Genomic DNA, 25,930 nt, shown 5'->3' on the forward strand with positions numbered 1-25,930 from the left:
CTTGCGCAGGTTCCTCGATGTCAGCCAAGGGTGCTTCCAGGGATGCGGATCCCAGCTATGCCAAGCCTCCCGGAACGCGGGGGCGGGCCGCTGCCGCTTAAATATCGCGAGCAATTTCTTTATAGACATCCCAAACCTATTTACCCCTGGCTTCCCAGAATTTCAGTCCGGCCAGCAACCGCGAGAGACCTCCTTGGCGCGCCCGCCGGCGCGGGGCCTGACCATCAGCGGCCAATGCCCAGTCCAGGCAATCTCGCATGTTCCATGCCAGGAACCCTTCGGCGATTAGGTCATGCACTGCCTGGTGCAGGCCCGGCATCTCGCTGATGTTCTGAGGATGTAGATTGAAAACCAGGATTCCCGGCAAGCCGCTATCGCGCACAGCCTGCCCGTATTTCAATATGCGCTGCCTGGCCTCTTCTTGGGACCAGCCGTAGATCGAGCACATCCCGTCGCCGAATGTCGTCAGAAGCGACCAGTGCCCGGTCAGCCCCTCAGGCATGGCCATGCGCGCCGGCAAAAGCGACCCATTCAGGACGGTGCCGCCGACGCCGGGCAAATTGGAACTGAAGACAATGCCCTCCCGCTCCCAGGAGGGCAAATGTCCCCAATAGCCATCATTCAGGAAACCATGATTGCGCACTGACTCCGGCTGCTCGCCAACAAGGCCGCGATACCACTCAACCTGCTCTTGCAGCCTGTCGCCATATTCGTCCGGCGTTTCCAACGCATCAGGATGAATACCCAGGTCGACGCGCGGATTCGCGCGCCGCATCTGTCGCAGCGTCTTGCGGGTGTGCTTGGTCAGGGGATGTAGCAAATAGGTGATTGGCGTATCGCCCAGCACCCGTTGCTGTTCCGCATACTTGTCGAGAAATGCCTGGTCGTCGTCACCGGTGACCACAACGGCGCCAGGCGCATTGCAGGGAAACATCGGTTCACGCACGAGTTGAGTGTGGCGCTCCAGCGCAGTCGCCAACAAGAGCGCCCAATAATCTGCGTGCCGGCAATGGTCATCTTCGCCCTCGCGCTGCGCGGCATAGAGATAGACCGGGCGCTCCCCCGCGATGCCCCATAGATCGCCACCGCGGTCCCCCATCACTTGCGCCGGATCGCCCTGCCGATACCGGATCAGGTCGGCCGCCAATTCCGTACCGACCAGAATCACCGTTGACCGGCCATGCCGAAGCACGAGCCAGACAGGACCATGTTGCGCATCGCTCAGCAACACATCACCGGCCGCCTCATAGGCATGAAAATCATGGAGTGAACGCAGCCGGGCTGCAGCGGGCAATCCTTGATATCCAACAAAAACCCGCGGCACAATACCTGTCACGATCTTCCGGTGCACGCCTAGCACGGCACAGGCGCTCTCCTGCGGCTGCACAATGACAAGCACCCCGTCAGGATCGAGCTGCGCCAGTTCCTCGGCATGCGGCGCCACCAGGATACGGGGCGCCTGGGCGCCACGGATGCCAAACAAACGAAGATGATGCGCGATGACATCACGCGCCAAATATGTGCTGTTGATGGAATTCATCTTCTACCCAGTAAGCCAATCGCATAGCGGCATGCCCTGCGCAGCAGCCCCCGGCTTCGCGCCGCCGACGATTCGGCTACCTCCGGCGCCACGACCGCGGACTCCCTTTCCACTTCCGACGATGCGGACAACAAGCGGACGAGTTCAATCGCACGTTCTCGATAGTGCCCGGGCTTCAGAAAATAGCTGCCCGTCGTCAATGGCACAAAACGCGCGCCGAATTTTGTCTTGAACCGCGACACGCGGACGATCGGCCAATCATCGGGGAGTCCCGGGAACGCCGGTCCCAGGCGATAACAACGCAGCCCTTCCCGCTTCAGTGTCCGGATCAAGCCCCAGTGCACCATGTCGTTCGCGCGAAGATCCAGGCCTCTGGCGGTGGACACGCCTGCGAGATAACTGGCGCCTCCCTTGTCGATCAGGGCCAACAACATCGCGACGGCTTCACCATCGTGCAAAGCCGCCAACAGCCAGCAACGATTCGACGGATGCAGCGCATTCCAGATATCGCGGTAGTACGACAGTGGCGCCAGGGACTCGCCCGTGCGCTGCGACGAAACCTTGGCCATCTCGTAATAGAGATTGATCGCGTCGGGCTCCTGCACACGCTGAATCTCGACACCCGACTTGAGTGCCTTTCGCACATTGCGGCGGCACGCTTCGGCCAGGCGTGAGAACAGGGCATCTTCGTCGCCGTCATCCAGCATGACTACCTGATCGCAGGCAACCGTGCTCATTGCGGGGGCCGGATACATCCCTCCTGGGCCAAAAGCCAGACCATGGAAAAAGCCCCAATCGCTCACCCAGAACGGAACCTCCAGGCCGCGTGCGCCATCCAGACTTTCCGGCGCCAGGCTCTGGAAAGCAAGCTGAATCCGGTGGCATTGCCTGGCCACTGCCTGCTCAAACATATAATTGCGCATCAGCGCCTTGAGAGCGGCTAGGCTGGCAGCATCTAGTCCAGGCACGCACGCTAGACCGGCGTGCCGGTGTATGCCTGAATGGAGCAGGTTTTCCTGGGCAGCACCGTTGCTGGTATCTGAAAAATAGAGCGGCAGCACCGCAACCAGCCGGCCCTTGCTTTCAAAACCGACGGAGAGATTCTCCCCAGAGAAATAGCGCTCTTCGATGGCTATCCAGTCGCTACGATGAAACAACCAGGCCTGCCCGGAGGCATCACACACAGCGTCCCAGTCATGACTTGGGATATCGCGATATGCGACCAGCCTCATGCCGGTTTCGTCAACACGACGTTATAGCGATAGCCGTAGAAAGGATGGCGAAGATGCACTTCTTCAATGACGCAATCCACACCCAGCTCCTTGGCGAAGGACTCGAAATCCTGTTTCGCGAAATAGAAACAGGTAATACCGCCTTGGTCGCTCGGAACAGACGCAGGAGCCGGGGCTGGTTCCGAAGAAGCCACCGTCTTGGGTCCGCCTCCGAAAATTGCGCACACCTTCGTCCATAATGTCGGAACGGCAGGCTTCGCAGCGGAGGAAACAGGCGTCACAGCTGGCTCGGTCGCCGGAGCTTGTTGGGCAAGCTCAGCTTGAAATCGTGCAACGGCGTCGAGAAACGCATCGACATTGCTGGCATCGGGAATGGAGCCCAACAGAACCTTGCCGCCGGGGCGCACCACTCTGACCATATCTTGGACCAGGCCTTTCACGCTGTCGAACGTCGGAAAGTTGGTCAGGACGTCATAACAGTACACACTGTCGAACGCCCCACTATCGAAAGGCAATGCACCGCCATCGCCCACCCGGAAGGTCGCGTTGGGCAGATTCAAGCTGCTAGCGCATTCGATTGCACCTTCCGCTACATCGACACCAACATATTGGCCGATCTTGGGCGCGACGCCGCAGGCAATGAAACCCGCGGCACAACCGACCTCCAGCACCCGCGAGGACGCGTTGGCGCCGATAGTGCGCACAATACTGTCCATCATGTCGTCGTAGCGCGACTGATCGGCCCACACGCGGGGATCCCGCCCGCTCACGTAGCAAAGATCGTGCAGGGCCGGCCGCTCACCCACGACCTTGGCGCGGTGGGAAAAAAACTGCCGAGCCTCATCCTTCCAGTTCATTTCGTATCCCTATCATCTATCCCGGCATGCACATTGAGTGCCGATCCACCGCCTGTATCCGTGTCTTCGACGTATGTAAACGTCGCATGAACCGTCGGTTCATACAGAAAACTCTGATTCCAAAGCACCTTGCGCTTGACAGAAAAAATCGCAGCCTTCTCGACATAATGCAATACATCGGTCTTGTTCTTGGGGATCATGTAGAACCGCAAGCCGACACTGAGGTAATAGCGCCCGAGGCCAAGATCCAGGCTCTCGATACGGTAATGCACGGTTCCCCGCCCCCTCAAGGGCTGACCGTTATTGATGAATACCTTGAAATCGGCGGCGTCATAACCCGACACGGCCTGAGTGGTCTCGCCGTCGATGCGGAAATTGCAATAGACCTGCGGGTGATCCGTCCTGCCCTCCCAATCGATCGCTAGCGTGAGCGGATTGCCGGCGGTGAATACCGTTGCTTCTTCACCTGCCGCATTCAGCAAGCGCACGCCCGTAATGCGGACATCCTGGCCGGCAAGCTCGTACTTGCCATTCGCTTCCACGGTTTCTTTCACGCGGTCGAACGCCGCCGACGATTCACGGCGGTTGCGCTCGTCCACCACTTCCCACACGCTTTGGGAATAAGCTTTGCAGACCGGCTCGGCTGGCCCGTCGATGCGTACCCTGCCACCATCGATCCAGATCGCGCGGTCGCACAATTCCATGACCGTCGCTTCGGAGTGGCTGACGAACAGCACCGTGGACCCGCTGGCGCAAATCTCGCGCATGCGCCGCATGCATTTGTGCACGAAGCTGGCGTCGCCGGCGGCAAGGGCCTCGTCCACGATAAGCAGATCCGGGTCAACGCAGATCGCCGTCGAAAACGTCAACCGCGCCTGCATACCGCTCGAATAAGTGTGAAACGGCTGGTCGATCACGTCGCCCAACTCGCTGAAATCGATGACCCAATCCATTTTGGCCTGGATCTCCTGCAGCGTCATTCCCATGCACATCGCGCCCATGATGACGTTCTCACGGCCCGAATACTGCGGATTGAAGCCGGTGCCCAGTTCAAGAATGGCGGACACCTTGCCATTGATGTGTACCTCGCCTCCGGTATGCTCGAGCGTCCCGGTCAAGATCTTCAACAACGTGCTTTTGCCCGCGCCATTCGATCCGATGATGCCAAGGACTTCGCCGCGCGCCACATCGAACGACACATCGCGCAACGCCCATTTCTCGGCATGACGCGGCTTGCCGGTAAGCATCTCACGCACCATGTTCGCCGGACTGCTGTAGATCCGGTAGCACTTGGACAGGTTGCGGACGCTGATGGCGATATCGGTGCTCATAGCGCATCTCCGAAAAAGCCCTTGAAGCGAGCGAACAACCGGCTGCCCATGGCCAACGACACAATGGCGAATACGAACGTGACCGCCCAGGCCAGCGGATGGGCTATTCGACCGAAATACAGCACGTCCTGGTAGCACCAGATCAAGTAGCTGAACGGATTGGCGTAAATAACCGGTTTGAATACCGACGGCACCCAATCCGGAAGAAACACGACGGGAACGAGAAAGATACCGACCAGTGAAAAGACCTGCACGAACTCTTTCATGTCCCGCACGATCACCGAAACTGCGGACAGCACGAAAGCGATGCCGAGCATCAGCGCCAGATGCATGAACAGCAATGGCAGCAACAGCAGATAGGTCCAGAACAGGCTGCCGTGCGTGGCCAGCACATAGATGATCAGCACCCCAAGCGAGATGGCCTGCGGCACCATGGCAGCGATTACCGCACGCGCCGGCAGGACTTCGATGGGGAAAATGGTCTGTTTGACCAGATTCGCATTCGAGATGATCGCCGACGCCGATTTCGCCATGGCGAGCTGGATGGCGAGCCAGGGGACCATGCCGCTGAGAATGTATGCGGAATAATCCAGCGGCATTTCATGCGACTGGTTGACGCGCGCCTTCATGACGACGCCGAACAGGAACATGTAGACGCCCATCATGAACAGCGGATGGAGGAACGTCCAGACTCCGCCCAGCACATGGCCTGCATGAGGGTCCAGAATATCCCGCTTCACCATCTCGATCAACAGGTGGCGTTGTTTGACATACAGCGCCACGATCCGCCGCACCGCCTTGTAATTGGCGACCGGATTCAGTGCGGTAAGCAGCATTGCTATTTGCCCAGATAAGCTTGACAGAAACTCTCGACGTTCAACAACGACCAGATCAACAAACGGCGATTTTGCTCACCGTTCAAATGCTGATCCACCAGCTTCTGCACCGTGCCACGATCGAGAAAATCATAAATACGCGCATTGCTGGAAAAGAGCTGTCGACGCACATAGTCCATGCTCTCGCCCTTGAACCAGCTGGCGTCCGGCGCTGAAAAACCCTGCTTCTCGCGTTCGACGATATCCTGTGGCACGTGCCGGGCCATCATCTTGCGCAGTAGCAGTTTGCCATCGCGCGTTTTCTGAAAGTAGCGCGCGGTTTTGCTGCCCGGCTCGTTTTCGTTGAGCTGCACCACATCTTCCAGATGTCCCAGCTTCAGGCGGGTCGGCAACTTCATGGCAAAGTCGACCAGGTCGTTATCAAGGAACGGCACGCGCGATTCCAGGCCGTGCGCCATGGAGAGCTTGTCCTCGACCACCAGCAGACCGTGCAGGAAAGTCTTGGCCTCCATATACAGCGAGTGGTTGACGTAGTCTTCCGGTCGGGTCAGCGTACTGGCATGCGAGGCAAACACGTCACGGAAAATATCCCGCGTCCAGACCTGCTTGACATCCCCCCAGACCGGGGCAAACACTTCGCGAATCTGCGTGTTCGGAATCAGGCGCTGCCAATAGGCGTAGTATTTGTCGATGTAATGCTCGAAATCATCGTTGACCACTGCGCGGTAATAACGCCACGGATAGCCGCCGAAAATCTCATCACCCCCTGTGCCAGCCAGCACGACCTTGTTGAACTTGCTGGCCAGCTTGGCCGCGTAATAATTGGGATAGCTTTGGCCGACCCGGGGTTCTTCGAGATGCCAAGCCATGGCCGGCATGATGCGTTCCATGTCCCCCGCCTTGAGCACCATTTCATAATGCTCGGTCTTGAACAGGTAGGACATGCGTTCCGCGGCCTGCCGTTCGTCGAAGTTCAATTCGACGCCTGAGGCCGAAGTCATGTCGAAGCCGCAGGTGAACGTCCGCATATACGGCACCTGTTTTGCGGCCAACGCGGTAATCGAGCCCGAATCCATGCCGCCCGACAGATAGGCGCCCACATCGACATCCGAGACCAACTGGCGCTTGACTGCCCGTTGAAAGAGGAAGTCCAGTTCCTCCATGTACTCGGCATCCGACTTGGGATTCTCCGGCTCCTGGAAGCAGTAGTCCCAGTAACGTTCGATCGCCCCGACACCCTTGACGGCATCGACTTCCACCGAGCAACCCGCCGGCAGGATCGATACGCCTTCAAACAGTGTCTGGTCGGTGAAGAAATTCTGAAAGGTGAAGTACTCCAGCAAGCCAGGCAGGTTCATTTTCGCGCGCAACGCTGGATGCGCAAGAATGGCCTTGGCTTCGGAGCCGAACAGAAACGACTGTTCGGCCTTGGAGTAATACAACGGCTTGATGCCGTAGCGATCGCGCGCCAGGAGCATGCGGCGTTCACGCCCATCCCAGAGGGCGAATGCGAACATGCCGTTGAAGCGCGTCAGCGCGGCCTTGCCCCATGCCGCCAGGGCATAGAGCACGACCTCGGTATCGCTGGTGGAGCCGAAGCGATACCCCTTCGCCTCGAGCTCCTCACGCAGCTCTCGATAGTTGTACAGCTCACCGTTATAAGTGAGCGAATAGCGGCCATCTCCCGAGCGCATGGGCTGATGTCCACTCGGCGACAAATCGATGATCGCCAATCGCCGGTGTCCCAATCCAACGGGGCCCTCGGTCCAACAACCCTCGCCATCCGGACCTCTGTGCGCAATGGCATCGGTCATCCGCTTGACGAGTTCCGGTGCCGCGGGGGCGCCGTCAAGATTCAAAAACCCGGCGATTCCACACACGATTAAGCTTCGCCCCCGTGCTTTTGACGCCAGTCGATCAGCGATTGCAGGCCTTCACGCAGTTCGAACTTGTACTTGAAGCCCAAATCCTGCTCGGCCTTCTTCGGGCAGCCGATGCGGTTCTGCACCATGCGACGCGCATCGTCGGCGCTGTAGGGACGGTATTCCACCTTCAGGTCGGACTGCTTCATGTCCAGAATCGTGTCGCACAATTCCTTGATGCTGGTCTGGACGCCGGTGCCGACGTTGTAGAACTCATCGGTTGCTTCCGACTCCAGTGCCAGGACGTTGCAGCGGGCCACGTCTTCCACCGAGATGAAGTCATACGCCTGCGTGCCGTCGCCGTTGATCACGGGCGCTTCGTTGGCGTCGATCTTGTTGAGCATGATGGGAATCACGCCCGTGTACGCGGCGGTCTGGTCCTGGTGCGGGCCGTACACGTTCATGTAGCGCAAGCCAACGTAGCTCAGGCCATAGCGGTCGTGGAACGCGTGGCACATGGCTTCACCGGCAATCTTGCTGGCCCCGTAGAAGTTGCGGTTGTTGAAAGGATGAGCCTCGGTCATCGGCACCTCGACGGCGTCGCCGTACACCGAAGCCGACGACGAGTAGACCAGGCGCTTGATGTTGTTGCGAACACAAGCTTCCAGCACGTTGAAGGTGCCTTCGATGTTCACGTGGAACGCGGTGCGCGGGAAGTCCTTGCAGTGCAGCAACCACATCGCGGCCAGGTGAACCACGCCGTCCATGCCATACATGGCGTCGTTGAGCAGGTCGATATCCCGAATGTCGCCGCCGTTGGGGTACATGCGGCAACGGGGGTCCTTGAGATACTCAGCAATATTGCTGTGTTTCCCGCGTGCGAAGTTGTCGTAAATGACGACTTCAGCCACATTGTGCTTAAGGAGTTCAGCGACGACAAAACTGCCAATAAAACCGGCACCGCCGATGACGAGAATCTTAGAACCAGCAAGCTTCATGAGAATGCCCTTTTCTTTCTGAGCGAAAGTCGCATTGTATCCAGATTGACGGTCGTTCCCTAAGAATGGCAACGCCCTAATTGGCCCCATTTCTCGCCCCCATTCACGCGTGATCAGGACCGGATGCCAGGCGAGATCGCGCCGATGCAATGAACGGGGCCCCCCGTAACCTCAATTAATTATCAATATCATTTATTCACAAATTTGCCACGAATCGGGCTTATCGGAATTCAGCAGTAGCCAATCAAAGGGTTTGGAACCACAATAAGGACAAGGATTCCGACAAAAGGAGACAACCATGCGCATTGCAGATGCCCAGTGGATTCCTTCAACCCAGCACCAGACTTGGGATGCGTTGACCGATCCCGCCGTGCTGCAGCGTTGCATCCCCGGCTGCGTCGAAGTCACCCAGCGCAGTCCCACCGAGTACGCCGTCACGCTGCGGGCCAAGGTCGCCGGCCTGGATACCGACTACGAAGGCGAGATCCTGCTCTCGGACGTCGATCCGCCCAACAGTTGCACCTTGGTGTTCGAAGGCAAGGGCCGCGCCGCCTGCCTGGCCATCGGCACCGCACAGGTCAACTTGTCGACCAAAGACGAAGGCACGCGGGTCGCCTACACGGTCGCCGGCATGACAGGCGGCAAACTGGCCGAATGCGGCGAAGGCCTCATCCTGAAGGCCGGCGAAAAGATCATCGAGAAATTCTTCACCGCCTTCATCGACTACATGGCGGCCCAGCCGCGGCTGGCGCCGCCCCCGCCGCCGCCCGAGCCCGAGCCGCGCGGCCTGTCGAACTCCCGCTGGTCCTGGGCGCTGGTGGTGCTGGTGATTGCCGTGTTCTGGAGCTATCACGCGTTCTATAAGTAAAAACCCGGTGGGGCCGGTGATATCCTTGGCGGCATGACCGCCCCGCCCCCTCCATCGCCCCCGCCAGAGCCCGCCCACTCCCGCCGCGACCTGCTGATGGGCATGGCCGGGGTGGCCGCCACCGTCGTGCTGGCGGCCTTCGATTCCACCATCATCAGCACCACCCTGCCGCGCGTGGCCGAGGCCCTGAACGGCATGGCCCTGTATGCCTGGGTGGGTACCGGCTACCTGCTGGCCACCGCAGCATCCATCATGATCTTCGGCCGTCTGGGCGATATGTTCGGCCGCAAGCCCCTGATGCTGGTGTCGGTGCTGATCATCGCGCTCGGTTCCATCGCCTGTGGCCTGTCGCAAAGCATGGGCCAGCTGATCCTGTTCCGTACCCTGCAAGGGATCGGCGGAGGCATGATGATCGCCACGGCCTTCGCGGCCCCGGCGGATCTGTTCCCCGACGCCAAGCAACGGGTGAAATGGATGGCGCTGGTCTCGGCCGCCTTTGCCATGGCCAGCGGCATCGGCCCGGTACTGGGCGGCGCCGCAACGCAGGCGCTGGGCTGGCGTGCCGCTTTTTTCATTTCCCCGATTGCCGCGGCGGTGGCCTTGTTCCTGCTGGCCAAGTATTTCCCGCGGATCCGGCCAATCCACACGGGCGAACGGCGCATCGATTGGCTGGGGGCGGTACTGCTGGTCGTCGCGGTGGGCGCGCCCCTGGCTGCGTTGGAACTGGGCTTTGCAAAGGGGGAGCATGCCCACCCGGCGATGGGCCTGGGACTGGCAGTGGCTGGGATCGCCGCCATCGCCCTGCTGATTCCCATCGAGCGCCGCGTCGCCTCGCCGATCTTTCCCTTGCGCGTGCTGGCGGGTCGGGAACCGCAGTTGCTGAATCTCGCCGCCATGACGGTCGGCGCCGTGATGTTCGTGCTGATTTTCTATAGCCCCTTGCTGCTGCAGCAGGTACTGGGCTACACGCCAAGCGAAGCCGGCCTGTTGCTGACGCCGCTGGTGGCGGCCATCTCGGTGGGCAGCATCATCAACGGCCGGCTGTTCCCCCGCCAGACGGAACCGCAGCGCCTGATGGTGTTCGGTGCCGGCCTGCTGGCGGTGGGGACGTTGATGGTGCTATTGATCTCCCCCGGCACATCGGCCTGGTGGATCCTGGCGGCGTTCTTCGTCAATGGCTGTGCGCTGGGCTTCCTGTTGCCCAACCTGACCTTGTTCATGCAGATGCTCAGCGAACGGCGCGATGTGGGCGTGGCTTCGGCCCTGGTCCAGACCACTCGCGCGATCGGCAGCGCCTTGGGCACGGCCGTAGTCGGAATCCTGATCTCGCACGGCACGGTACTAAACGGAGTGCGCACAGGTCTGGTGTTGTGTATCGTCCTGTGCCTGACCTGCGCGGTACTCGCGCATCGGGTCAAGATGAAAAACCTGGCCACCAATCGGAACCAGGCCTGATTCGGGATCGACCATGCGCCGCCGCGATTTGCTGGACCTTCTACTTCTGGCCGCCGTCTGGGGCGGCTCGTTTCTATTCATGCGCCTGGCCGTGGGGGAATTCGGGCCGGTGGCGTTGATCGAACTGCGCGTCGGCCTGGCGGCCCTGTTCCTGCTGCCCGCCGCGCTATGGCGCAACAGGTTGCCGACCATCGGCAAGCACTGGAAAGCCATCCTGGTTGTGGGAACGCTGAACGCCGCCCTGCCGTTCCTGCTGTACGCCTACGCCGCGCAATCGCTGGGCGCCGGATTCCTGTCTGTGGCCAACGCGGTGACGCCGGTCTGGGGCGCCGTGGTCGGCTGGCTCTGGCTCAAGGACAGGCTGCCCTGGTCGCGATCGCTCGGGCTCATGATCGGCCTGCTGGGAATCGTGGTGCTGGTCTGGGACAAGCTGGACTTCAAATCGGGGGGCACGGGCCCGGCCGTGCTCGCGGCGGTGTCGGCGCCGGTCTTCTATGGCATCGCGGCCAATTGGACCAAGCGCTTCCTGACCGGGGTCGACGCCCTTTCCAACGCGACCGGCAGCATGATCGCCGCGGCATTGGTGCTGTTGCCGCTGGCCTTGGCCACCTGGCCGCAGACGCCTGTATCGATGCGGGCCTGGGGCGCCACCATCCTGCTGGCCGTGGTCTGTACCGGCGCCGCCTACATCATCTTCTTTCGCCTGATCGCCAACGTCGGCCCCACCGGGGCGGTCAGCGTCACGTTCCTGGTGCCTGTCTTTGGCGTGGTCTGGGGAGCCTGGTTCCTGGATGAAGCCATCACCGTTTCCATCCTGACCGGCGCCGGTATCATCCTGGTGGGCACGGCACTGGCGCTGGGCTTGGTCGGCGAGAGAAAGCGCCGCGGCCCAGCAAGTTAGGCAATCCGGACCTGGTCGGCTTCGGCAAGGAGCCGGCCGTTCCGATCGGCGGCCGACAACAGCGGAGCTTCTTGCCCCAGCGGCCATTCGATTCCCAGCACGGGGTCATTCCAGAGCACGCATTGCTGGTGCATGGGTTGGTAGTAGCTCGTCGCCTTGTAGGAAACGACGGCGCGCGCGGACAACACCAGAAACCCATGGGCGAAGCCCTCGGGAATCCACATCTGCCGGTGGTTGGCGGCCGAGAGGCGCTGCGCCACCCATTGTCCGAACGTAGGGGAACCCTGGCGCATGTCCACAGCAACATCGTAGATTTCTCCCTGGGTCACACGCAGTAATTTGCCTTGGGGATCCACTGTCTGATAGTGCAGGCCGCGCAGTACGTTGCGATGGGATTCCGATTGGTTGTCCTGCACGAAACGCAACTCCCGTCCCACCGCCGCGTCCAGCACGGACTGTCGATAGGTCTCGAGAAAACAGCCGCGCTCGTCGCGATGGACTTCCGGCTCGATCAGCAGGACATCAGGCAAGGCCAGGGGGGTGATGGTCATCAGAAAGCCCTGCGCTTTAGCAGACTCATCAGATAATCGCCATAACCGCTCTTTTGCAGCGGACGGGCCAGCGCTTCCAGCTGCGTGGCGTCGATCCATTGCTTGCGGAAAGCGATCTCCTCGGGGCAGGCCACCTTCAAGCCCTGGCGGCGCTCCAATGTGGCAATGAACTGGCTGGCCTCGAGCAGGCTGTCGTGAGTGCCGGTATCCAGCCAGGCATGGCCGCGCCCCATGATCTCGACGTTGAGCCTCCCCTGCCGCAGATAAAGCTGGTTCAGGTCGGTGATCTCCAATTCGTTGCGAGCGGAAGGACGTATTCCACGCGCCAGGTCCACCACCTGGCCATCGTAGAAGTACAAACCGGTGACCGCATAGCTGGACTGCGGCACGGCGGGCTTCTCTTCGATCCGCAATGCCTGTCCGGCGGCATCGAACTGGACCACGCCATAGCGCTGCGGATCCTGCACATGGTAGGCGAACACGGTCGCGCCTTCCCGCCGGGCGTCGGCACGCGCCAGCAGCTGCGGCAGGTCATGCCCGTAGAAAAGGTTGTCGCCCAGCACCAGGGCGCAGGGCGTGTTGCCGATGAAACCGGCCCCGATCAGGAATGCCTGGGCCAGTCCATCCGGGGATGGCTGCACCGCGTATTGCAGATTCAAGCCCCAGCGCCCGCCATCCCCCAGCAAATGGGCGAAACGCGGCGCATCATCAGGCGTGGCGATCACGAGGATGTCGCGTATGCCCGCGAGCATCAACGTACTGAGCGGGTAATAGATCATCGGCTTGTCATACACCGGCATCAGCTGTTTGCTGATGGCCAGCGTGGCCGGATGCAACCGGGTCCCGGAGCCGCCGGCCAGTATGATGCCCTTGCGTGGCGCGAGCGAGGTCATGGCGACGGCGCTTCCTGGCGATAGGCGCCCGACACGATATCGGTCACCCATTGGGGATTGTCGAGATACCAGCCCAGCGTTTTCTCGAGTCCCGACTGAAACGTCTCGACCGCGCGCCATCCCAATTCGCGTCGGGCTCGGGTCGTGTCGATGGCATAGCGGCGATCGTGCCCGGCGCGATCCGCGACCATGGCGATCTGCGTCTTGTACGACGCACCGTCGGCACGGGGACGCAGCTGGTCGAGCAGCCGACAGACGGCCAGCACCACGTCCAGGTTGGTGCGCTCGCTGTCGCCACCCAGGTTGTAGGTTTCTCCGGGGCAGCCGCGTTCGAGCACCTTGCGCAGGCCACTGCAATGATCCGCCACATACAACCAATCGCGCACATGAAGGCCGTCGCCATACACAGGCAACGGCTTGCCCGCCAGCGCATTGTGGATCACAACCGGTATCAGCTTTTCCGGAAACTGCCGCGGTCCGAAATTGTTGGAGCAGTGTGTCGTCAGCACGGGCAGGCCATGGGTACGGCCGCAGGCTCGCACCAGGTGATCGCTGGCCGCCTTGCTGGCCGAATAGGGATTGTTGGGCTGATAGGCGCTGGCCTCGGTGAATGCCGGCGCATCCGGCGCCAGCGATCCGTAGACCTCGTCGGTCGAAACATGCAGGAAGCGAAAGTCCTCGCGTGCCTTGCCGACCAGGCCGGCCCAATAGCTCCGGGCCGCCTCCAGCAAGCCGTAGGTGCCGCAGATATTGCTCTGGATGAAATCACCCGCCCCGGCAATGGAGCGATCCACGTGCGACTCCGCAGCGAAGTGCAGGATCGCGCGCGGTTGGTGGGTCCGCAGCAAACTGGCCACCAAAGCGGTGTCGCCGACGTCGCCGACCACCAATTCGTGGCGCGCGTCGTCTTTCAACCCGTCGAGGTTGCGCCGATTGCCGGCATAGGTCAGCTTGTCCAGATTGATCACGGGCTCCCCCCCCTGCGCCAGCCAATCCAGCACAAAGTTGGAACCGATGAATCCGGCGCCGCCGGTGACGAGAATGCTCATTGCGTAGTGCCCGAATGAAGGCGCCGCCTCCTAATCCGGCAGTTTAGCGCCGTGGCCGCCGACTTCAGTACTTATCCGACGTCCCCGTCAGCGCCACCCCGATCCGCAACAACGTATAAGACACCGCGTCCACCCAGCGCCGCACCCATCCACGCCGCTGGTAATCCAGGGGCCGGATGAAACGCCCGCCTTCCTGGATCGCCGTCTCCAGGCGCTCCTGCAGGTCCCAGGCGAACGGCTGGTCATCGATCACCACGTTGGCCTCCCGCGCCAGCAGCAGGCTGAAGGGGTCCAGGTTGGACGAACCGACCGTGGCGACGTTGTCGATCACCGCCACCTTGGCGTGCAGGTAGCTCGGCATATATTCGTAGATCTCGATGCCGTCCCGCAGCAGCTGGTCGTAGAGCGAGCGGGTAGCGTGGTACTGCATGCGGTATTCGATCTTGCCCTGCAACAGCAGGCGCACGCGCACGCCGCGCGCGGCGGCCTTGGCCAGGGCGCGGCGGAACTGGCGGCCGGGGAAAAAATAGGCGTTGGCGATGAGGATGTCGCGGCGCGCCTGCGTGATGCCGTAGAGATAGGCGCGTTCGAAGGTCTGGCGGAAACGCAGGTTGTCGCGCAGCACCAGCGCGGCGCGCAGCTCGCCACAGGGCGCCACGGGCGCATGGCTGGGCTTGGTCAGCCGCATGCGGCTCCAATCGCGCGGATGGCGCCGCAGGCGGGCCCAGTTCAGGCGCACCCACAACAGATCCTGCGCGTAGGCCGCCTCGGTCACCAACGGGCCGCGCACCTGCACCGCGAAATCGAAGCGCGGCGCCGAAATGCCGTCGGTGGGATCGAGGTCGTCGTAGTCGTCGATGATGTTGATGCCGCCGATGAAGGCCACGTTGCCATCGACGATGGTGACCTTGCGGTGCAGGCGCCGCAGGCGGCTGCGCGACGGAATGAACCTGGCGAACCAGCGCGGCTCGGGACGGAAGATGCGGCATTGCGCGCCGGCGCCGGTCAGGCGTTCGCGCAGGGTCTCGGCGGTCTCGGCCGCGCCGAAGCCGTCGAGCACCACGCGCACCTTGACGCCGCGCGCGGCCGCCGCCATCAGGCAATCCAGCACCTTCACGCCGGTGCGGTCCAGCATGAAGATATAGGTTTCCAGATGCACGCTGGATTGCGCCGCGTCGATCGCCTGGCACAGCGCCGGAAAGAAGTCGGTGCCGTTCTGCAGCAGCCGGATGTCGTTGCCGTCGGTCCACTCCAGCCTGACCTGCTCGGCCTTCACGGGAGTTCCAGCTCGGCCAGCAAGGGGGAATGATCGGACAGCCGCGCCCATTCGCGGCCGCGCAGCACGCGCGCGCTGCGCACGGCGAAGCCGCGCTGGTAGATGCGGTCCAGGCGGAACCAGGGGAACACGGCCGGAAAGGTGCGCGGCGGCGGCAGCAACAGGCGCGAGCTGCCGTCCATGCCGAGCTGGTTGGTGCGCTCCAGCACCGAAACGCCGCTGTTGGGCAGGCCACGCAGGGCGTTGCTCAGGCGCTTGACCGAATCGCGCAGGCGCGGCAGTTCGCCGCCATGGCTGCGCGGCGCGTGCGAGAACACCTCGTACAGGCCCAGCTGCTGCACGAACAGCGGCGCCAGGCGGTCGCCCCAATCGTTGAAATCACCGGCGATCAGTATCGGTTCGCCGTCGGGCACCATGCGCCGGATGCGCTCGGTCAGCGCCAGGATCTGGCGGCTGCGGCTGCCGGCGAACAGGCCCAGGTGCACCACGAAGCAGTGCACCGAGCGCCCGTCGAGTTCGATGGTCGCGTGCAGCAGGCCGCGCTGCTCCAGGCGATGGTCGGAGATATCCTGGTTTTCATGGTCGAGGATGGGAAAGCGCGACAACAGCGCGTTGCCGTGGTCGGTTTCGTGGCGAATCGCATTGCGGCCATAGGCCACGTCCAGCTTGAGCGCGGCGGCCAGCGATTCATGCTGGGCGTCGAGCAGCGATTTCTGCTCGTTGCGGCCCTGCACTTCCTGCAGGAAGACCAGGTCGGGGCGCAGGCCATACAGGCCCAGGCGCAGTTCGTTCAACGAGTCGCGGCGGCCCAACGCCGAGCGACCTTTATGGATGTTGTAGCTGACGACACGGATGAGCGACATGGAGGAGATGGCGCCTTCTCAAGACAGTGAAACCGCCAACCGAGGCCCACAAAAAAGAAGAGCCCCGGCAAGCACCGCCAACCCAGGCGGCGTTTGCCAGATTACTCCAATTCCATGAACCCTTCCCACCTCGGAGACACCCTGAAACGCAGCGAACGGGCCCGGCGGCGGCTCAGAGGCGCATCCGCTCAGGCAAAGCCCCGCACCCGGGACGCCCCCAAGCCGAGCACACACAAGGCAAGCAGAAAAACGCCACAAACCCGAGACACCATCCCTAGCCAGGCCGCCGGGATCCGGCTCCGCCGGCCCCGCGCGGCGCCCCCTTGAGGGGGAGCGCCGCAGGCGCTCGGGGGTGGGTTCACTTCGGCTCAGCGTTGCGCAGGCGGATGTGCAGCTCGCGCAGTTGCTTCTCGTCGACTTCCGACGGCGCCTGGGTCAGCAGATCCTGGGCGCGCTGGGTCTTCGGGAAAGCGATCACGTCACGGATCGATTCGGCGCCGGTCATCATCGTGACGATGCGGTCCAGGCCGAAGGCGATGCCGCCGTGCGGAGGCGCGCCGTACTGCAGCGCGTCCAGCAGGTAGCCGAACTTCTCGCGGGCTTCCTCGGCGCCGATCTTGAGCGCGCGGAACACCTTGCTCTGCACTTCCTCGCGGTGGATACGGACCGAGCCGCCGCCGATTTCCCAGCCGTTCAGGACCATGTCGTAGGCCTTGGCGAACGCCTTGCTGGGATCGGTCTCGAGGAAGTCCTCGTGGCCGTCCTTGGGGCTGGTGAACGGGTGATGCGCGGCGGTGTAGCGGCCGTCTTCCTCGTCGTATTCGAACATCGGGAAGTCGACCACCCACAGCGGCATCCAGCCGGCGGTGAACAGGCCGGTCTTCTTGCCGAATTCGCTGTGGCCGATCTTCACGCGCAGCGCGCCGATGGCGTCGTTGACGACCTTCTCGCGGTCGGCGCCGAAGAAGATGATGTCGCCGTCCTGCGCGCCGGTGCGCTTGACCAATTCGGCCAGGGCGGCGTCATGCAGGTTCTTGACGATCGGCGATTGCAGGCCGTCGCGGCCCTTGGCCACTTCGTTGACCTTGATGTAGGCCAGGCCCTTGGCGCCGTAGATGCCGACGAACTGGGTGTAGGCGTCGATCTCGCTGCGCGACATCTCGGCGCCGCCGGGCACGCGCAGGGCGACCACGCGGCTGCCGGGCGCCGTGGCGGCGGCGGCGAACACCTTGAAGTCCACGTCGCGCATGACGTCGGTCATGTCGGTGAATTCGAGCTGCACGCGCAGGTCGGGCTTGTCCGAACCGTAGCGACGCATCGCTTCGGTCCAGGTCATGATGGGGAACGGCTCGGCCAGGTCGACGCCCTGCACCACCTTGAACACGTGGCGGATCATGTTCTCGAAGATCTCGCGGATCTCGAGCTCGTTCAGGAACGAGGTTTCGCAGTCGATCTGGGTGAATTCAGGCTGGCGGTCGGCGCGCAGGTCTTCGTCGCGGAAGCACTTGGTGATCTGGTAATAGCGGTCAAAGCCCGACACCATCAGCATCTGCTTGAACAGCTGCGGCGACTGCGGCAGCGCGAAGAAGTGGCCGGCGTTGACGCGCGAGGGCACCAGGTAGTCGCGCGCGCCTTCGGGCGTGCTCTTGGCCAGCATCGGGGTTTCGATGTCGATGAAGCCCAGCTGGTCCAGGAACTTGCGGGTTTCGATCGAGACGCGGTAGCGCAGCATCAGGTTGCGCTGCATCTGCGGGCGGCGCAGGTCCAGCACGCGGTGCGTCAGGCGGGTGGTTTCCGACAGGTTGTCGTCGTCCAGCTGGAACGGCGGCGTGACCGACGCGTTCAGGATCTCGACTTCCTTGCACAGCACCTCGATCTCGCCCGAGGCCAGCTCGGCGTTGGCGGTGCCCGCCGGACGCTCGCGCACCAGGCCGGTGACGCGGATGCAGAATTCGTTGCGCAGGCGCTCGGCGGTGGCGAAGGCGGCGTTATCCGGATCGAACACGATCTGCGCCAGGCCCGCGCGGTCGCGCAAGTCGATGAAGATGACCCCGCCGTGGTCGCGGCGGCGGTTCACCCAGCCATACAGGGTGACGGTCTGGCCGAGATGGTCGCGGCAAACCTGGCCGGTGTAGCAGGTACGCATCGGGATAACTCCGTTGTGTGCTTGGTAGTAGCGTAAAGGGTTACAGGTCGACGCCCGGCGCGCGCTGCGCGTCCGGCGTCGGGGAGGACGGCGCCGGCCGGGCGCCCGGCGCGGCCGGACCCGGGGCGACGACGCCCATGGAAACGATGTACTTCAAGGCCGCGTCCACGCTCATCTGCAGGTCCACCGTGTCGGCACGGGGCACCATCAGGAAGAAGCCGGACGTGGGATTCGGCGTGGTCGGCACGTACACGCTGATGTGGTCGCCGGGCAGCCGTTCGGCCACTTCGCCGCTAGGCGTGCCGGTGACGAACGCGATGGTCCAGCTGCCGGCGCGCGGATACTGCACCAGCACGGCGCGGCGAAACGCCTGGCCGTTCGGCGCCAGCACGGTATCGCTGACCTGCTTGACCGAGTTGTAGATCGAGCGCACCAGGGGAATGCGGCCCAGCAGGTTTTCCCACTGGTCCACCATGGTACGGCCGATCAGGTTGGCCGCGAAAATGCCCGTCAGCAGCACCACCACGATGACCAGGACGAAGCGGAAGCCGGGGATGTCGACGCCGAACAGCGATTCGGACGACAGGAAGCCAGGCACGAACCCTTCGAGGGTGGCGACCAGCAGACCCAGCACCCACACCGTGATGACCAGCGGAACCCAGATCAGCAGGCCGGTGATGAAGTACTTCTTGATGACGCGCATACGCATCGCGCGGGTACTCAGGAGGCGCTGGCCGGTCCCGCGGCGGGCGCGGGGGCAGCGGCCGGAGCCGGTGCGCTGGCGGCCGGGGCGGCGCTGTCAGCGGGCGCCGACGGGGCGCTGGCGCCGGTGGCCTGCTGGCCGCCGCTGCCGTTGCCGCGGAAATCGGTGACGTACCAGCCCGAGCCCTTGAGCTGGAAGCCAGCCGCGGTCACTTGCTTGGAAAACGTGCTCTGGCCGCATTCGGGGCAAACCGAAAGCGGCGCGTCGGAAATCTTCTGCAGAACGTCTTTGGCATGGCCACAGGCGCTGCACTTGTAGGCGTAGATGGGCATCGAGGGCTCCCAGGCGCGGGCCCGGTGTATCAGTGACCGTCGGCCGGACGTGGCGCGAAACCAGGGGCGCGAGGAGTCCTCCAAGAGGAGGCCCCCCGGGGCCGGAGCTGGCGCTGGACCGGACAACGGCCGGGCACGGCCGGAAAAATACGGGAAAGTCTTGAATTTTAGCGGTTTTTCGTGAAAGGCCGGCGGCACCCTCATGGCGGGGCGCCCGGGGGCTCCGCCAGGGGTGCGCGCCCCGCTCCGTCAGACGGGCAGCAGGAACATCAGGGCAGCCACCGCCGTCGGCCCCAGGGCAGACAAAAACAGCCGCCCGGACGAAATGCTGCCATCGGGGAAATGGTTCTTCAGGATGGCGAAACCGGCCGGGTTCGGCGCGTTGGCGATCACGGTCAGTCCGCCCCCGGTCACGGCGCCCGCCACCAGCATGTAGCGCCAGGCTTCGCTGGTGCCTTCCACCAGCGAACCGAGGTAGGTCAGCGCGGCGTTGTCGGTGATGGCCGTCAGCGCGGTCGCGCCCCAGAACAGCACGAACGGCTCGAGCCCGCCCAGCAGGTCCTGCAGCCACCACTTCTGCAGCCCGCCCAGCACCACCAGGCCCGCCAGGAAGAAGCCCACCATCAGCCCCTCCTTGATCAGCAGGCGGTTCTGGTGGCGCTTGTAGGCCTCGGCAAAGCCGATGAACATCATCAACAGGCCCAGGAAGATCGCTGGATGATGGGCGCTCAGCACCACCGCCACCAGGAACACCAGGTGGATCAGCATCACCAGCGCCGGCACCGGCGGGCGGTTGTCCTTGCCTTCCGGCGCATCGACGCCGCCGCCCGTGCCCACCGAACGTTCCAGCAGCGCCTTGCGGCAGATGAAGGTCAAGAGGCCCGCGTTCAGGCACACCGCCACCGCCGCGCGCCAGCCGAAATGCTGCGCCATGAAAGTCGAATCCCAGCCGAAGGTGGACGCCACCATCAATACCGGCGGCGCCGCGTAGGAGGTCAACACGCCGCCGATCGACACGTTGACGAACAGCACGCCAAGCGTCAGGTACTTGAAGCCGGCGCGGCCGCTGCTGCGGAAATAGGCATCGCGCAGCAGGATCGCCGCCAGCGTCATCGCCGCCGGTTCGGTGATGAACGAACCGCCGAGCGGCACCAGCGACATCACCACGAAGAACGTGGCCAGTTCACGCGGCAGCGGCAGCACGCGCGCCGTGGCGCGCACCAGCAGTCCCACCAGTTCCAGGATCGGCCGGCTGGCCGCCACCACCATGATGGTGAAGACGAACAGCGGCTCGGTGAAATTGCGCGTGTCCATGTAGCCGATGGCCGATGACGGCCCGGTCAGCGCCGCCATCGCCACGATCAGGGCAAACGCCCACACGCCGAACACCGCCTCGACCTCGGCCAGCAGGTGCCAGAAACCGGCATGAGGCCCGCCGCGATGGGCCAGGCGGGCGAACATGGGAACGGAGAAGGTATGCAGCACCGCCACGCCGAACAGGACGGTGGCGATGAGTTCTATGGGCTGAGGCATCTGAAGCGCTTCCGGTATGAAGGCCCGGGCCGCGCGCACGCGACCCGGAATCGGCGGACAAGGGTCGCACTATAGCGTAGCGAACCCGCCCCGCCCTACAGGGACAACGCTAGGATTCGCCCACTTTTCAGGCGATCGGCGCGGGCGGCTCGCCGCCCTGCTGCGCATCGCGCATCTCCATCAGCAGGCTGTGCAGCATCTCGGTCGACAGGCCGTGCAGCACCAGGCGATAGCCGGCGCGCAGCGTCGACATCGGCACCAGCGGATGGCTGTTGTTGACCAGGATCAGGTGCTGCGGCGCGCCCAGGAGCTTGGCCGCGTAGATGCCGATGGTCTCGTCCAGCTGCAGCGAATTGGCTGCGCGCCAGAAGTCGTTGTCGGTCAGCATCAATTGATACAGCGGCGTGAATAGCTCGATGGCGCTTTGCAGGTCGAGGAAATTCAGTTTGCCCTGCGGCATGTCCTCGAGCTTCAGATCAGGATCGCGGATCATCGAGAAGTCGACGCGCTCGGGCGCATGCATCTCCACGCCGGCATCGCGCAGGGCCTGGTTCAGGCGGATCACGAAGTTGAACAGGTTCAGGTCGTGCTTGACGAACAGCTCGTCCTTGAGATCGTCGATCTCCATCGGCTCGAGCGGCGTGGTGGTCACCCGCACGGGCGAATTGGCGGCGATGAACGCCAGAATCTGCGCGCCAAGATGGAAGTGCCGCAGGATCAGCCAGTTGGCCTCGGGCGACACGAAGCGCTTCAGGCCCCACGCCAGGATGCGATGCAGCAGCCGCGAATGCGACCAGCGGCGCGGCAGGAAAGTCTTGATGACCTGGATCAGGATGATGCAGGCGCGCGCCAGCGGCCGCAGGAACGGCAGCAGGTACTGGCGCGAGCCGCAGCTCGAATCGGTCAGCCAGGCCTTCTTGACCTTGTCCGGCAGGGGCGTGCTGCGATCCAGGTACAGCGCCAGCCACGGGCTCGGATCGGCGGGATCGTGCCCCTTGGCAAGGAATTCGGGTTCCCTGTTCATGCGGCCTCGTCCTCCATCACGTGATGAAACTGCATCAGGTACAGCGCGGCGGTGCGGCGCGCGGTGTCGACGATGCGCCGCTCGGCGCGGCCGTCTTCGTCGCAGTCCAGCGCCAGTTCCACCGCGGTCAGCCAGCGCGCCAGGTGGTTCTCGTCGTTGTGGCCATGGTATTCCAGGAAGCGGAAGGCGTCCGGCGGCAACTTCAGGCTGGCCTTGAGCAGCGGCAGCAGGGCCGGCACGATGCGCTGGCCCGTGCCCTCGATGATGTAGATGGCGCCCAGGAGGCCGATCGGATCGCGCGTGGCGGCCAGGCTGTGCAGATAGGCGTTGAGCGCCTCGCCGCCGGGATTGCGGCGCAGCGCATCGATGTTGTCGATGCTGCCGCCGGCCGTGCGGTAGTCCTGGAACAGGATCTGGAAGTCGTTCTGCTCCTCGCCGGCGTGCATGTCGATCAGCGCAGCCAGCGGCTGGTATTGCTCGGTCAGCGAAGCCGCGCCTTCGCGCATCCACTTGCTGCCCTCGCGCACCTGCGGAATCCAGTTCTCCATCCAGTTCAGGTAATCGGCGGTCTGGAAGCGGCGGTTGCGCAGGCGCCGCACCACCGGCGTGCGCCAGACGCGCGAGCGGTAGTCGTGCCAGATCGCCGCCAGTTCGGTCAGCAACTGGCCCAGCCCCTGCGGCGCCATGTCCGGATCGTGCGGCGGCGCGATGGCGTCGGCATCGGCGCTGCGGGCGTCCTCGCGCCCGGCCGCGGCCGGCGTGGCGCCCAGGGCCACCGACGGCGCGGCGTCATGCGCGGCCTCGGCCTCCAGCAGCATGTAGGCCGCCATGAACCGGCCCGACTCGGGGATATAGCAGAAGATCTGCTCGCCCGGCTTGATCTCACGGGTTTCGAGGAACTCGGCCAGCATGATCAGGATCGACGCCGCGCCGGTGTTGCCGCGCCAGGCCAGGTTGCTGAACCAGCGCTCGCGCGGAATCACCAGACCGGCCTTCTCCATCAGGTCCTCGACCACCGGAATGAATTTCTCGGACGAGTAATGGCACAGGAAATGATCGACCTGGTCCGGATCCAGCCAGCCGTCGCGCACCAGCTTGGCGTACTCGTGGATGCCGATGTCGAACAGGTGCGGCAGCAGGCGGATGTCCTGGCGCAGCGACAGCGCGCCGTCGGCCTCGGCCTCGTTCCACGACGGATAGTCCAGGTGGCCCTTCTGCCGGTCGGCCGACAGGCCCAGCTGCATGCACACCGGATAGTCGCCCGAGAACGAACGCTGGTGCACCCACTTCAGGCGCAGCCGCACGCCCTTGGACGCGCCCGGCAGCGGCCGGCCGGCGCGGCCCAGCAGCAACGCGCCGGCGCCATCGGACAGCATCCAGCGCAGGAAATGCGCGTCGAAGTCGGCGTCGTAGCCGCGCGCGGCAAAGCGCGAACGCTTGAACAGGCGCGACGGCAGCTCGGCCGCGACCGCCAGCGCGCTGGCATGGCCGCCCATCTCGACACCCTGCGCCGCCACCTGGATCGCCGACACGCCCGCGGCGCAGATGCCGTGCACCGACAGCGTCTCCATCGGATGCGCGGCCAGCTCGCCCTGGATCATGTTGGCAAAGCCCGGCATCAGCGCGTCGCCCCCGGACGAGCCGCTGGTCAGCAGCGACACGCCCGCCAGGTCGCCATCATTGCGTCGCAGGCAATCGCGGATGGCGTTGGCGGCCAACTGCGCGTTGGTGAAGACGGTGGCGCCCTCGGCATCGATCGCGTAGTAGCGCTGCTTGATGCCGTTCTCGGCCAGGATGCGGCTCTTGATGCGGCTGGACATGCGGTTCAGCGGCGCGATGTAGCTGTCCATGGCCTCGTTGGACACGGGTTCGCCCGGCATGAAATAGCCGGCGCTTTCCAGGTAGACACGATTGAACGCGATAGGCATGGCGGGTCTCTAGTGGCAGGTATGGGGTTGCGGCGCTAGCGCACGTGCTCGGGCGCCATACACGAACGGCTGCGAAAGCGCGGCAGGAAGGTGCCCAGCACGAACACGCGGAACATGTACGGCGTCAGGCCGCCTTCGTTCAGCGCGGGTGTCACGCGGGCCCGGTAGTGGTCGCGATGCAGCGCGGTCAGTTCCGACCAGTGCGCGCGCGGGTTCTCGTGGTGCGCGGTATGCAGGCCGATGTTGAACAGCAGCGGATTGACCAGTCCTTCGAAATTGCGGGCGTAGTTCAGGCCGGCGACGGCGCGCGGCCCGCCATCGGCGTGCGCGTGTTGCAGGTAGTTGGTGGCCAGCAGCCAGTGCAGGCCGTGCAGTTGCGGAACGATGACGAACACCAGCGCCTTGACCGGATTGATGGCCAGCAGGCCGCCCCACAGCCCCAGCCAGGCGCCGTACTGGCACATGCAGTAGCGCCACGCGCCCGGCCAGTGCCGGCGCAGCCGTCCCAGCCAGGCAAAGAACAGCGGATACAGCACCCACACCGCCTGCACCGGATGGATCAGGTAGCCCCATAGATGATTGGTGTCGCCGCCAAAGCGATAGGTGCGCGCCACGTCGCGCGCGCCATGCTTGTAGCGATGATGGTTGGCCACGTGCGCCGGATAGAACACGAAGGTCGGATGCCCCTGCAGCAGCGTGATCCAGAAATCAGTGGCGCGGTTGACCCAGCGGCCATGCCACATGCGGATGTGCGTGTGGTTGTGATGAATCACGCCAATGCCCAGCGTCAGGAACAGCATCAGCGCGTACAACGGCCACCAGAAGCCGTGCAGCCACTGCCACGCCGCCAGGGCGGGCAGCGCGGCCAGGTAGGCCAGGCTCTGCCAATCGCGCCGGTTGCGCAGCGCGGGCAGCCGGCGCGTCTTGCTAAGCCCGTCCGCCAAGCGATTCTCGCTGCCGGAAAGCCTCCAGCTGGGGCGCGGCCGCCTCGGCCTTCAGCCGGGTGCGGAACAGGCGGTCCATGAACGTGAACTGGAAACCAAAATTGCCGTTGTAGCAGGCGTGGTGCAGGTGATGCCGGCGGCTCGCCGCAAACCAGTGCGCATACGACACGTTGGGAAAGAAGTCGTAGTTGGCGTGGCCGATACAATTGAAGAACAGGCTGAACAGCGGCACCGACGCCAACGACCAGAAGCTGAAATCATGCAGCACCATCGGCAGCATGATGACGTTGCCCAGCATCAGCGCCTCGATCGGATGGAAGCTGTAGGTCGAGAACGGGGTGGTCACCACCGAACGGTGGTGCGGCAGGTGGAAACGGCGCAGCAGCTTGGTGTGCAGCAGCCGGTGATTGATCCAGAAATGCACGTCGTTCCAGGCCACCAGCGCCAGGATCTCCAGCGTGATCTTCTGCCAGCTGGCGTCGGGGTCCAGGTGCGCCCAACCCAATTGCAGCAGGCCCCACGGAAAGATCATGCCGGTGCCGAACAGCAGGATCGACACGCCCGACTGCGTGAACTCACGGCGCAACTGGCCCGGCGCCAGCGGCCGCGGATCGAGCGGCCGGCCGATGCCCAGCGCCGGCAGGATGCGCTGGGTCAGCAGCCAGGTGGCCGCGCCGAACAGCAGGTAGATGCCGCCGAAGAACAGCAGGCCCGCTAGCATGACCTGCCAGGCGGACAACGCGACAAAAGCTTGGGCCATGAACGTTTTGTTTCACCCCGGAGAATGGCCGCATCATAAGCAATCCGC

The 25,930-nt window shown here is 63.6% G+C and carries 23 protein-coding genes; 3 read left to right on the plus strand and 20 right to left on the minus strand.

Annotation, left to right across the window (positions count from 1 at the left end):
* Positions 1–136: 136 nt before the first annotated feature.
* Genes AT699_RS29930 through AT699_RS29960 form a run of 7 tightly spaced genes read right to left on the minus strand, consistent with a single transcriptional unit; the run spans position 137 to position 8,656 of the window.
* Positions 137–1,540 carry a polysaccharide deacetylase family protein gene (locus AT699_RS29930; protein ID WP_054443623.1) on the minus strand — a complete coding sequence of 468 codons (1,404 nt, stop codon included), beginning with the start codon at positions 1,538–1,540 and terminating at the stop codon, positions 137–139.
* A complete protein-coding gene (locus AT699_RS29935) occupies positions 1,537–2,772 on the minus strand; it encodes a lipid II:glycine glycyltransferase FemX (protein ID WP_054499598.1) in 1,236 nt (411 codons plus the stop codon). The genes AT699_RS29930 and AT699_RS29935 overlap by 4 nt, the downstream gene beginning before the upstream one ends.
* On the minus strand, positions 2,769–3,629 hold the full coding sequence (locus tag AT699_RS29940; protein ID WP_058207541.1) for a class I SAM-dependent methyltransferase: 861 nt from the start codon (positions 3,627–3,629) through the stop codon (positions 2,769–2,771). The genes AT699_RS29935 and AT699_RS29940 overlap by 4 nt, the downstream gene beginning before the upstream one ends.
* The gene (locus tag AT699_RS29945; protein ID WP_006389699.1) at positions 3,626–4,960 is read right to left on the minus strand and encodes an ABC transporter ATP-binding protein; all 1,335 of its coding nucleotides are present in this window, start codon (positions 4,958–4,960) and stop codon (positions 3,626–3,628) included. Before AT699_RS29945 ends, AT699_RS29940 begins: the two co-directional genes overlap by 4 nt.
* Positions 4,957–5,796 (minus strand): ABC transporter permease, encoded by an 840-nt coding sequence (locus AT699_RS29950; RefSeq protein ID WP_006389698.1) that lies wholly within the window; start codon positions 5,794–5,796, stop codon positions 4,957–4,959. Before AT699_RS29950 ends, AT699_RS29945 begins: the two co-directional genes overlap by 4 nt.
* A 2-nt stretch (positions 5,797–5,798) precedes the next feature.
* Positions 5,799–7,676 (minus strand): asparagine synthase (glutamine-hydrolyzing), encoded by a 1,878-nt coding sequence (asnB, locus tag AT699_RS29955; protein WP_006389697.1) that lies wholly within the window; start codon positions 7,674–7,676, stop codon positions 5,799–5,801.
* 2 nt (positions 7,677–7,678) lie between these two features.
* Complete coding sequence (locus AT699_RS29960; protein WP_006389696.1) at positions 7,679–8,656, minus strand: NAD-dependent epimerase/dehydratase family protein; 978 nt, start codon at positions 8,654–8,656, stop codon at positions 7,679–7,681.
* A gap of 298 nt (positions 8,657–8,954) precedes the next feature.
* Here AT699_RS29960 and AT699_RS29965 point away from each other — a divergent pair, with 298 nt between their 5' ends.
* Genes AT699_RS29965 through AT699_RS29975 form a run of 3 tightly spaced genes read left to right on the plus strand, consistent with a single transcriptional unit; the run spans position 8,955 to position 11,880 of the window.
* The gene (locus tag AT699_RS29965; protein ID WP_006389695.1) at positions 8,955–9,524 is read left to right on the plus strand and encodes an SRPBCC family protein; all 570 of its coding nucleotides are present in this window, start codon (positions 8,955–8,957) and stop codon (positions 9,522–9,524) included.
* A gap of 33 nt (positions 9,525–9,557) precedes the next feature.
* Positions 9,558–10,979, plus strand: a complete 1,422-nt coding sequence (locus AT699_RS29970) for an MFS transporter (RefSeq protein WP_006389694.1) — start codon at positions 9,558–9,560, stop codon at positions 10,977–10,979.
* Between the two features lie 13 nt (positions 10,980–10,992).
* Positions 10,993–11,880, plus strand: a complete 888-nt coding sequence (locus tag AT699_RS29975) for a DMT family transporter (protein ID WP_006389693.1) — start codon at positions 10,993–10,995, stop codon at positions 11,878–11,880.
* On the opposite strand, the gene rfbC is transcribed toward AT699_RS29975, so the two are convergent.
* The 13 genes from rfbC to AT699_RS30040 form a co-directional block, all read right to left on the minus strand.
* Complete coding sequence (rfbC, locus tag AT699_RS29980) at positions 11,877–12,431, minus strand: dTDP-4-dehydrorhamnose 3,5-epimerase (protein WP_006389692.1); 555 nt, start codon at positions 12,429–12,431, stop codon at positions 11,877–11,879. The two genes, AT699_RS29975 and rfbC, sit on opposite strands and share 4 nt — an antisense overlap.
* Complete coding sequence (gene rfbA / locus AT699_RS29985; protein WP_006389691.1) at positions 12,431–13,324, minus strand: glucose-1-phosphate thymidylyltransferase RfbA; 894 nt, start codon at positions 13,322–13,324, stop codon at positions 12,431–12,433. The genes rfbC and rfbA overlap by 1 nt, the downstream gene beginning before the upstream one ends.
* Positions 13,321–14,373: a dTDP-glucose 4,6-dehydratase gene (gene rfbB / locus AT699_RS29990; protein WP_006389690.1), complete on the minus strand. Its 1,053-nt coding sequence runs from the start codon at positions 14,371–14,373 to the stop codon at positions 13,321–13,323. Before rfbB ends, rfbA begins: the two co-directional genes overlap by 4 nt.
* A 64-nt stretch (positions 14,374–14,437) precedes the next feature.
* Positions 14,438–15,649: a cardiolipin synthase ClsB gene (clsB, locus tag AT699_RS29995; protein WP_006389689.1), complete on the minus strand. Its 1,212-nt coding sequence runs from the start codon at positions 15,647–15,649 to the stop codon at positions 14,438–14,440.
* The gene (locus AT699_RS30000; RefSeq protein ID WP_006389688.1) at positions 15,646–16,512 is read right to left on the minus strand and encodes an endonuclease/exonuclease/phosphatase family protein; all 867 of its coding nucleotides are present in this window, start codon (positions 16,510–16,512) and stop codon (positions 15,646–15,648) included. The genes clsB and AT699_RS30000 overlap by 4 nt, the downstream gene beginning before the upstream one ends.
* Before the next feature lie 358 nt (positions 16,513–16,870).
* Positions 16,871–18,658 carry an aspartate--tRNA ligase gene (aspS, locus tag AT699_RS30005; RefSeq protein WP_006389687.1) on the minus strand — a complete coding sequence of 596 codons (1,788 nt, stop codon included), beginning with the start codon at positions 18,656–18,658 and terminating at the stop codon, positions 16,871–16,873.
* Between the two features lie 40 nt (positions 18,659–18,698).
* Entirely contained in the window at positions 18,699–19,361 is a 663-nt protein-coding gene (locus tag AT699_RS30010) for a DUF502 domain-containing protein (RefSeq protein WP_020925858.1), read from the minus strand.
* Positions 19,362–19,378: 17 nt separating this feature from the next.
* Complete coding sequence (locus AT699_RS30015) at positions 19,379–19,693, minus strand: FmdB family zinc ribbon protein (RefSeq protein ID WP_020925857.1); 315 nt, start codon at positions 19,691–19,693, stop codon at positions 19,379–19,381.
* A 249-nt stretch (positions 19,694–19,942) separates the two neighbouring features.
* Entirely contained in the window at positions 19,943–21,226 is a 1,284-nt protein-coding gene (locus tag AT699_RS30020; protein ID WP_006389685.1) for a putative Na+/H+ antiporter, read from the minus strand.
* 127 nt (positions 21,227–21,353) lie between these two features.
* Positions 21,354–22,250 carry a DUF6999 family protein gene (locus AT699_RS30025; RefSeq protein WP_024070752.1) on the minus strand — a complete coding sequence of 299 codons (897 nt, stop codon included), beginning with the start codon at positions 22,248–22,250 and terminating at the stop codon, positions 21,354–21,356.
* A complete protein-coding gene (locus AT699_RS30030; protein ID WP_024070753.1) occupies positions 22,247–24,178 on the minus strand; it encodes a StlD/DarB family beta-ketosynthase in 1,932 nt (643 codons plus the stop codon). The genes AT699_RS30025 and AT699_RS30030 overlap by 4 nt, the downstream gene beginning before the upstream one ends.
* 35 nt (positions 24,179–24,213) lie before the next feature.
* A complete protein-coding gene (locus AT699_RS30035) occupies positions 24,214–25,122 on the minus strand; it encodes a fatty acid desaturase (RefSeq protein WP_024070754.1) in 909 nt (302 codons plus the stop codon).
* The gene (locus tag AT699_RS30040) at positions 25,106–25,882 is read right to left on the minus strand and encodes a sterol desaturase family protein (RefSeq protein ID WP_024070755.1); all 777 of its coding nucleotides are present in this window, start codon (positions 25,880–25,882) and stop codon (positions 25,106–25,108) included. Before AT699_RS30040 ends, AT699_RS30035 begins: the two co-directional genes overlap by 17 nt.
* Between the last annotated feature and the right edge of the window lie 48 nt (positions 25,883–25,930).

The sequence above is a fragment of the Achromobacter xylosoxidans genome, from assembly GCF_001457475.1.
GTDB lineage: Bacteria > Pseudomonadota > Gammaproteobacteria > Burkholderiales > Burkholderiaceae_B > Achromobacter > Achromobacter xylosoxidans.